Genomic DNA, 6,841 nt, shown 5'->3' with positions numbered 1-6,841 from the left:
ACCCGGGAGTCGTCTTCAGAATCCGTCTTGCCTTACAATGCAATAGCTAGCGAAAACCCATATGCGATTCCCCTGCCTGGAGGGGGAGGGTGGGCACTTCCGCTAGGAATGGGAATTCGAACATGACCCTCACCCCCACAGGCTTCCTCACCATCAACGGCGCCAGCCTCGAATACAAATGGCTCGCGCCGCACTCCGCGGACGCGCCGACCATCGTCATGCTGCATGAAGGTCTCGGCTCGGTCGGGTTGTGGGGCGACTTTCCGGAGAAGCTTCAGCAAGCAACCGGCGCCGGCATCTTCCTCTACTCGCGCGCCGGCTATGGCCAGTCGTCTCCGGTAACACTGCCGCGTCCGCTCGATTACATGCATCGCGAGGCGCTCGACGTGCTGCCAAAGCTGCTCGACGCCATCGGCTTCAGGCGCGGCATGTTGCTCGGCCATTCCGACGGTGCCTCGATCGCGGCGATCTATGCCGGCTCGCATCAGGACCGTCGCCTGCAGGGCGTCGCGATGCTCGCGCCGCATTTCATCGTCGAGGACATCTCGGTGACGTCGATCGCCGCGATCAAGACAACCTTTGAGACCACCGACCTCAAGGCGAAACTCGCGCGCTGGCACAAGGACGTCGACAACGCCTTCTACGGCTGGAACGGCGCCTGGCTCGATCCAAAATTCCGCGACTGGGATATTTCCGACTATCTCGCCTATATCCGCGTCCCCATCCTGATCGTGCAGGGTGTGGACGATCAATACGGCACGATGCGTCAGGTCGAGATCGCGCAGGAAGAGTGCTATTGCCCGGTCGATTTGAAAGTCATTTCAGGCGCGGCTCATTCGCCGCATCGTGAAGCGCCGAGGGCGACGCTCGACGCGATTACGCAATTTGCCGAGGCGGCCCTGCGCGACGATCAGGGGCTCGAAGGGCGCGCCGCATGATCCAGCGGAGGCAGGTCAGCGATGAACGTGCCGCCGCTTCCGCGCGGTTCGTTGCCATGGCTGTCCAAAACGCCTGGATGAAACAAAATGCATGTCTTGGCAGTTATCGGCTAGACGCGCTCCAAAATATGCACTATTGTGCATCTAACGGATAAGACGAAGCTCACAACCAAACGCTCAAGGGTGGCTCATGGCCGGGGAAGACCGTCGCCTCGCAGGCGGTGCAAAATTCATCGATTTCCAGACCGAGCCACAGCGCTACCGGCACTGGAAGCTCACGGTCGACGGCGACGTCGCGACGCTGACCATGGACGTCGACGAGAATGGCGGCCTGTTCGAGGGCTACCAGCTCAAGCTCAATTCCTACGATCTCGGTGTCGACATCGAGCTGGCGGACGCGGTCCAGCGTCTGCGCTTCGAGCATCCCGAGGTGAAGGTCGTGCTGATGCGCTCTGCCAAGAACCGCGTGTTCTGCGCCGGCGCCAACATCCGCATGCTCGCGGGCTCGACCCACGCCCACAAGGTCAACTTCTGCAAGTTCACCAACGAGACCCGCAACGGCATGGAGGATTCTTCCGAGAATTCCGGCCAGCGCTTCATCACCGTGGTGAACGGCTCGGCCGCCGGCGGCGGCTATGAGCTCGCGCTTGCGACCGACCACATCATCCTCGCCGACGACGGTGCCTCCGCCGTCGCGCTGCCGGAAGTGCCGCTGCTCGCGGTGCTGCCGGGCACCGGCGGCCTGACGCGCGTCGTCGACAAGCGAAAAGTGCGCCGCGACCACGCCGATTTCTTCTGCACCATCGAGGAAGGTGTGAAGGGCAAGCGCGCTGTGCAGTGGCGCCTGGTCGACGAGATCGCACCAAACTCCAAGCTCGAGGCCAAGATCGCCGAGCGCGCCAGGGAGTTTGCAGGCGCCTCCAAGCGCAAGGGCAGCGGCAAGGGTATCGCGCTGACGCCGATCAAGCGCATCATCGACGAGGCCAGCATCCGCTACGGCTTTGTCAACGTCGACATCGATCGCGCCGCACGCATCGCCACCATCTCGATCAAGGCGCCGGAGACGGCGCCGCCCGCCGACATCGACGGCATGCTGGCGCTAGGTGCTTCCTTCTGGCCGCTCCAGGTCGCGCGCGAGCTCGACGATGCCATCCTGCATCTGCGCATCAACGAGCTCGAGATCGCCATGCTGGTGTTCAAGAGCCATGGCGATCGCGCCCATGTGCTGGCTTGCGACGCCTTTCTCGAAGCCAACAAGGCGCATTGGCTGGTCAACGAGATCCGCCACTACTGGAAGCGTGTGTTGAAGCGCATCGACGTCACCTCGCGTACGCTGGTGACGCTGGTCGAGCCCGGCTCCTGCTTTGCCGGCACGCTCGCCGAACTCGTCTTCGCCGCCGACCGCTCCTACATGCTGATCGGCACGCGCCAGGGCGACAACCGCCCGCCGCCGTCGATCGAACTCTCCGCGATGAATTTTGGCCCGTATCCGATGAGCCACGGGCTGACCCGCCTGCAATCGCGCTTCCAGGCCGATCCGTCCGACGTGGAGCGCGCGGAAGCGACCGTCGGCACCAGCCTCGATGCCGAGGAGGCCGAGGAGCTCGGCCTCGTCACCTTCGCACTCGACGACATCGACTGGGACGATGAGGTACGCGTGTTCCTCGAGGAGCGCGCCAGCTTCTCGCCCGACAGCCTCACCGGCATGGAAGCGAGCCTGCGTTTCGTCGGCCCCGAGACGATGGAGTCAAAGATCTTCGCGCGGCTGACCGCATGGCAGAACTGGATCTTCCAGCGCCCGAACGCGGTCGGCGAGGAAGGCGCGCTGCGCCGCTACGGCAGCGGCCAGAAGCCAAAATTCGATATGACGAGAGTGTAACGACATTCACTGCGTCATGGCCGGGCTTGTCCCGGCCATCCACGTGCTTGGCTCAAGGAAGCAAGAACGTGGATGCCCGGCACAAGGCCGGGCATGACGGAAGAAATCCAAGGAGATGCGGCCATGAACATGAACATCATGAACGTCGACTACTCGACCAAGATTCCCAACAACGTGAATCTCGCCGAAGACCGCCAGGTGTTGAAGGCGCTGGAAGGCTGGCATCCCGGCTACATGGACTGGTGGAGCGACATGGGCCCGGAGGGCTTCCAGGAATCGCTCGTGTATTTGCGCACCGCCTATTCCGTCGATCCGCGCGGCTGGGCCAAGTTCGATTACGTCCGCATGCCCGAATATCGCTGGGGCATTCTCCTTGCACCGCAGGAAGAAAATCGCGTCGTTCCTTTCGGCGAGCATTATGGCGAGCCGGCCTGGCAGGAAGTCCCGGGCGAGCATCGCGCCATGCTGCGCCGCCTGATCGTGATCCAGGGCGACACCGAGCCGGCCTCGGTCGAGCAGCAGCGCCATCTCGGCAAGACCGCGCCTTCGCTCTACGACATGCGCAACCTGTTCCAGGTCAATGTCGAGGAGGGCCGCCATCTCTGGGCGATGGTGTACCTGCTGCAAAAGTATTTTGGCCGCGACGGCCGCGAGGAGGCGGACGACTTGCTGCGCCGCCGCTCCGGTGATGCCGATGCGCCGCGCATGCTCGGCGCCTTCAACGAGGCGACGCCGGACTGGCTGTCCTTCTTCATGTTCACCTACTTCACCGACCGCGACGGCAAGATGCAGCTCCACAGCCTCGCGCAGTCGGGCTTCGATCCCTTGTCGCGCACCTGCCGCTTCATGCTGACCGAAGAAGCGCATCACATGTTCGTCGGCGAGACCGGCATCACCCGCGTCGTGCAACGCACCTGCGATGCGATGAAGGCCGCCGGCATCACCGATCCGACCGACATCGCCAAGGTCCGCGCGCTCGGCGTGATCGACCTGCCGACCATCCAGAAGAAGCTGAACCTGCACTACACGCTGTCGCTTGATCTCTTTGGCTCGGAAGTCTCGACCAACGCCGCCAATGCCTTCAATGCCGGCATCAAGGGCCGCTACCACGAGACTCAGATCGAGGACGACCACCAGCTCAAGAACTCCACCTATCCGGTGCTGAAGCTCATCAATGGCGAGGCCAAGCTGGTCGACGAGCCGGCGCTGACCGCGCTCAACATGCGCCTGCGCGACGACTACAGCCAGGATTGCGTCAAGGGCATGCTGCGCTGGAACAAGGTGATCTCGACCGCCGGCTACAGCTACCAGCTCAAGCTGCCGAACGTCGCCTTCCATCGCCACATCGGCGAGTTCAAGGACGTGCACGCCACGCCCGACGGCATTTTGATCGACGACGCGACCTGGGCCAAGCGCCGCGACGAGTGGCTGCCGTCCACCAGCGACGGCGACTTCATCACCTCGCTGATGACGCCCGTCACCGAGATCGGCCAGTACGCCTCCTGGATCTCGCCGCCAAAGGTCGGCATCGACAACAAGCCCGGCGATTTCGAGTACGTGAAGATCGAGTCGTAAGCGCCAGGGCCTGACGCGCACGCCAAAAAACTCCGCTGTCGTCCCGGCGAAGGCCGGGACCCATGACCCCAGGGAGTAGTTTGGCGAAGATTCGTCGTTCGATACTGCTACCGACGACGATCGAAAGATTCCGCGGTGGGTCCCGGCCTCCGCCGGGACGACGATGGAGTGTGAGGCGAGCTTCGCTGCCCTCAACTATCCCTAATCGCTCGCTTCGATCCCCACTTTGCCGTAGGCAATGCCGCCGTCGACCGCGATGGTCGCGCCCACCACGTAATCGCCGGCGCGGGAGGCGAGATAGATCGCAGCGCCCGCCATATCCTCGTCGGTGCCGATGCGGCCTGCCGGCACGCGCGTTGCGACCTCGTCGCCATGATCGCGCGCGGCGCGGTTCATGTCGGACTTGAACGGCCCCGGTGCAATCGCGGTGACTGCGATATGGTCGGAGATGAGTCTTGCCGCCATGCGCCGTGTCAGATGGATCAGCCCGGCCTTGCTCGCGGCGTAGGAGTAGGTCTCGCCAGGGTTGACGAAGATGCCGTCGATCGAGGCGATGTTGATCACCTTCGCCGGGCGTTCCACGCTTGCGGCTGCGCGCAACGGCGCGGCCAGGGCCTTGGTGAGGAAGAACGGCGACTTCACATTCAGGTTCATCACCTTGTCCCAGCCGCTCTCCGGGAATTCGTCGAACTCGGCGCCCCAGGCTGCACCCGCATTGTTGACGAGGATGTCGAGCTTCGGATCGCGCTTCTTGATCTCGTTCGCCAGCATCTCGACGCCGGCCAGGCTGGAGATGTCGATCGGCAGCGCGATGCACTCGCCGTCATATTGTGCGGACAGTTCGTTGGCGGTCGCTTCGCAAGCCGTGGCCTTGCGCGCGGTGATGTAGACTTTTGCCGCGCCCTGCGCGAGGAAGCCCGCCGCGATCATCTTGCCGATGCCGCGAGAGCCGCCGGTAACGAGGGCGATGCGGCCCTTGAGCGAGAACAAGTCCTTGAACATGACGCCTCCATTGGTTGCGGGACGTTTTGGGCGCGGGGAGGGGGCGAGTCAAGGAAGCGAGTTGGAGTGTGGCGCAACGGTGGCCCAACTAACTCAGTGTCGTCCCGGCGAAGGCCGGGACCCGTAGCCACAGGGAGTAGTTTGACGAAGACTGGTCGTTCGGGACTAGCACCACACGCAACGGAGAAATCACGCGGTATGGGTCCGGCCTTCGCCGGGACGACGATCAGGCCGCGGCGATCCGGCGAAAGCCGTTCCACATCGCGGTGGCGGCGCCCGAGGTCAACACCGGCAGGATGCGGGCGTCCTGATAATTGCCGTTGAGCGAGACGCGCGGCAGCGCGGTCAGGTGGCCCGCATTTTCGGCGAACAGCATGCCGGGTCGCGTCGTGACTGCAGTCTTGAAGCCGCTGGCGGCGGCCAGCGAGAATTCGCGCTCGCCGGCGGCGTCGCGATCGCCATAGGGATAGGCGAGGTGCTGCACGGGGCGCCCGAGCGCGGCCTCGATACGCACCTTGCTCGCGGCCATTTCCTGCGCTGCGATCTCCTCGCGCTGCCTGGCGAGATTGCAATGGGTGATGGTGTGCGCGCCGATCGTGAGCCCCGTCTCGTCGGCGAGCGTCTTCAGTTCGTCCCAGGACAGGCAGAGCTCGCGGCACAGCGCCGGCATGTCGACGCCGTAGCGGACACAGAGCGCGCCGATCTCGCGCTGCAGATCGTGCTCGCCCGGTAGCGCGCGCAGCCAGTCGTGCAGACGGTCGAAGGCCGCCTGCTTGGCCTGCGCCGTCGCGGCGTCGAGGCGGAGCGCGGCGTTGCCGATCTGCACCTCGACGAGGTCGGTTTTGGCAATCACCGCTTCGAGCGCGATCCACCACAGCCGTCCCACGCCTTCGGCGAAATCGCTCGCGACATAGATCGTGCACGGCGCGTCGAAGTCGCGCAGCACGGGCAGCGCGAAATCGCGATTGTCGCGATAGCCGTCGTCCAGCGTGAAGGCGGCGAAGCGGCGGGCAAACCTGCCTTGCACCAGCCGCTCATGGACTTCGTCCATGGAGATGATGTCGATGTCGCGCGACCGAAGATGGTCCAGCGTTGCGCGCAGGAAATCGGGGGCGACCTCGAGATGGCGGTTGGGCTGGAACTCGGTGTCTCGGGGCGGGCGCACCTGATGCAGCATGAAAATGGCGCCGACGCCCGACAGCAGTGGCCGCAGGAGGTGGTGCGCCCCGCTGAAATAAAGTGCTTCCAGCCCGACGCGAATGACGTTGTTGCGCAGATATTTCATTAAGGCTGGCCGACCCCTGGCATTCCGCCCCCAACTTACGGAACGACCCTTGAAGAAAAAGTTATTCCAATTGCCCGGATTGGGCCTTCACAGGGCCGGCATTTCCGGTTTGACAGCCCGCCAAGGGTTTGTTTTGTCTCCGGTTCCAGAGTTCAGGTCGTC

The 6,841-nt window shown here is 63.9% G+C and carries 5 protein-coding genes; 3 read left to right on the top strand and 2 right to left on the bottom strand.

The window, feature by feature from the left end:
• Window positions 1–122: 122 nt before the first annotated feature.
• From JQ632_RS35815 to boxB, 3 genes are all read left to right on the top strand, one after another.
• Window positions 123–938: an alpha/beta fold hydrolase gene (locus tag JQ632_RS35815; RefSeq protein WP_212407423.1), complete on the top strand. Its 816-nt coding sequence runs from the start codon at window positions 123–125 to the stop codon at window positions 936–938.
• 190 nt (window positions 939–1,128) lie between these two features.
• Complete coding sequence (gene boxC / locus JQ632_RS35810) at window positions 1,129–2,817, top strand: 2,3-epoxybenzoyl-CoA dihydrolase (protein WP_212407422.1); 1,689 nt, start codon at window positions 1,129–1,131, stop codon at window positions 2,815–2,817.
• 123 nt (window positions 2,818–2,940) lie between these two features.
• Complete coding sequence (gene boxB, locus JQ632_RS35805) at window positions 2,941–4,392, top strand: benzoyl-CoA 2,3-epoxidase subunit BoxB (protein WP_212407421.1); 1,452 nt, start codon at window positions 2,941–2,943, stop codon at window positions 4,390–4,392.
• 201 nt (window positions 4,393–4,593) lie between these two features.
• Here boxB and JQ632_RS35800 read toward each other — a convergent pair whose 3' ends face one another.
• On the bottom strand, window positions 4,594–5,394 hold the full coding sequence (locus JQ632_RS35800) for an SDR family oxidoreductase (protein ID WP_212407420.1): 801 nt from the start codon (window positions 5,392–5,394) through the stop codon (window positions 4,594–4,596).
• Window positions 5,395–5,620: 226 nt separating this feature from the next.
• Window positions 5,621–6,679, bottom strand: a complete 1,059-nt coding sequence (locus tag JQ632_RS35795) for a polysaccharide deacetylase family protein (RefSeq protein ID WP_212407419.1) — start codon at window positions 6,677–6,679, stop codon at window positions 5,621–5,623.
• Window positions 6,680–6,841: the final 162 nt, after the last annotated feature.

It is taken from the genome of Bradyrhizobium liaoningense (genome assembly GCF_018130955.1).
GTDB classification, from domain to species: Bacteria; Pseudomonadota; Alphaproteobacteria; order Rhizobiales; family Xanthobacteraceae; genus Bradyrhizobium; species Bradyrhizobium liaoningense_C.
Note: the sequence above shows the minus strand (reverse complement) of the source record. Positions and strands in the feature narration are given on the sequence as shown.

Coding starts and splice junctions, on each gene's coding strand:
- JQ632_RS35815 (WP_212407423.1), top strand. CDS start 123: ATGACCCTCACCCCCACAGGCTTCCTCACCATCAACGGCGCCAGCCTC.
- JQ632_RS35795 (WP_212407419.1), bottom strand. CDS start 6,679: ATGAAATATCTGCGCAACAACGTCATTCGCGTCGGGCTGGAAGCACTT.
- JQ632_RS35800 (WP_212407420.1), bottom strand. CDS start 5,394: ATGTTCAAGGACTTGTTCTCGCTCAAGGGCCGCATCGCCCTCGTTACC.
- boxC (WP_212407422.1), top strand. CDS start 1,129: ATGGCCGGGGAAGACCGTCGCCTCGCAGGCGGTGCAAAATTCATCGAT.
- boxB (WP_212407421.1), top strand. CDS start 2,941: ATGAACATGAACATCATGAACGTCGACTACTCGACCAAGATTCCCAAC.